This is a genomic window from Mesorhizobium sp. M4B.F.Ca.ET.089.01.1.1 (assembly GCF_004022605.1).
GTDB classification, from domain to species: Bacteria; Pseudomonadota; Alphaproteobacteria; order Rhizobiales; family Rhizobiaceae; genus Mesorhizobium; species Mesorhizobium abyssinicae.
This window is the reverse complement of record NZ_RZOS01000882.1, coordinates 1-1,156: the sequence shown is the minus strand read 5'-3', so window position 1 is coordinate 1,156 and position 1,156 is coordinate 1. Positions and strand designations below refer to the sequence as shown.

Annotated in this window: 1 protein-coding gene and 1 pseudogene; one reads left to right on the top strand and one right to left on the bottom strand. The window is 61.1% G+C overall.

The window, feature by feature from the left end:
• Positions 1-364 (top strand): helix-turn-helix domain-containing protein (locus EN780_RS41640; RefSeq protein ID WP_348631292.1); only part of this gene is annotated, 364 nt, incomplete at its 5' end.
• A gap of 379 nt (positions 365-743) precedes the next feature.
• On the opposite strand, the pseudogene EN780_RS39205 reads toward EN780_RS41640, so the two are convergent.
• Positions 744-1,156: pseudogene (locus EN780_RS39205) on the bottom strand (hypothetical protein); the annotation flags it as partial.

The window sequence follows — 1,156 nt, the reverse complement described above, 5'->3', positions numbered from 1 at the left end:
GAACAGGGCAGTACTATTGCACTGCCCTGTTCCCGCCAACGGCGGAGATCACGCCGTGTCACCCCAAGCACTTAAACCCAGCGTGCCGATGGCAGCCGAAGGACCTGGCGCGCGCGCCTCGTCCGGTTCGGCTTCGCTGGAGGGGCGTTCCATCGACTGTTTCAGCCTTGCAATCATCCAGGCGCTGGCCAAAAGCCAGATGGAGCGCCGGCTCAGGAACCGGCGCAAAAACTCGAGCCTGCCGGCGCTGATCGAGCTGGTGCTGGCGCGGCCGCTGGTGTCGGCAGGTCTGGTCGCGGCCGAGCTGAAAATTAGCCAGCGCGCTGCGCTCGGGCTGGTGCCGAACTCGGCATCCGTGAGGTGACCGGCAGGGGGCGCTACCGGACGTGGGGCCCCGTTTAGCTGCGGCGGGCTTTGGCGAAAGCGACAGCACTGATGACTTTTGCTGTACGCTCATTCTCCCTCATCTGCGCGTTGACAGAAAACCAGCAGCCGAGGGTCACAGCACGCTGTGCTCCCGCGATTTCCGGAAAACCAATGAAGAACGACTTTGATCTATCGCGCGGGACGTATCATTCAACCATGTCGAGAACGGGCGTGACGGCACGTACACTATGGACCGAGAGAACTTTGTCTGGCGACTTTGCGCACGCCTGCAGAACTCTTCGGAAAACTTCCTTCTGCTGATCCAATGATCGTAATGAGCTGGAGTGGCATCGCCGCTCTCCCCGGTTCTTGCTCTCTCAGTTGAACTTGATGCTAGCCTGCACGAACACGCCGTAGCGCTTTGCCTTCCAATCGTCGGCCTGCGGGGAACCACGACCGCCCATTGCCTCTTCGAAATGAGCGGTGCCGTTATTCGCCACGGCCCAGTAGCGGGCGCCGACGCCGATGTTGAACAAATCCGTGACCTTGTAGTTCAACACCGCCTCGAGCTGGACGCCATGCCCATCGCCGTCTTCGGGAATTAGCTTGATCTTGGGGCGCATGTGGTGCTGATCTTTGCCGTCGAGCCGCGTGAAGAGGAACGCCACGTCACCAGAAAGGCTGAGTCGCGCGGTGAGTTGCGTCTGCCCGGCCAAGCCGAGTCGCAGCGAATGCCAATCGTTGTCCTGGCTGATGAGGTTGACGTAGGTCGGGACGGTTGGCACACAGG